Genomic DNA, 323 nt, shown 5'->3' on the forward strand with positions numbered 1-323 from the left:
AGGTTAGGTGGTTGTTTTCGATGACTGCATGTTGACGGAGGTCATCTACGACTTGATCTGTCAGAGGTGCATAGATACCTTCTACGAAATTTTCTAAAGGATAGGTTTCGAGATTGACAGTCTGTAGGGAGCTCGGAATGAGCAAGAGCGCCACTAAAAAAAGCGTTGTAAACAACCGTTGCCAAAGGTTCATTAGTCTACGATTGGCAAACATATTTCTTGGAGAGAAGATACTAGAAAAATAGGAAAAAGGATATGGGAGCATTCGTTGGACCTTTCATAAATATCAATGTTTCCCCTAAAAAGGGAAAAGGTGGGACAGG

General features: G+C 41.5%; 1 pseudogene. It reads right to left on the reverse strand.

The annotated features are described in order from the left end of the window. Window positions 1–193, reverse strand: a pseudogene (locus tag C1G53_RS07345) (hypothetical protein); the annotation flags it as partial. Between the last annotated feature and the right edge of the window lie 130 nt (window positions 194–323).

It is taken from the genome of Streptococcus suis, assembly GCF_002960445.1.
In the GTDB taxonomy this organism is placed as follows: Bacteria; Bacillota; Bacilli; order Lactobacillales; family Streptococcaceae; genus Streptococcus; species Streptococcus hyiners.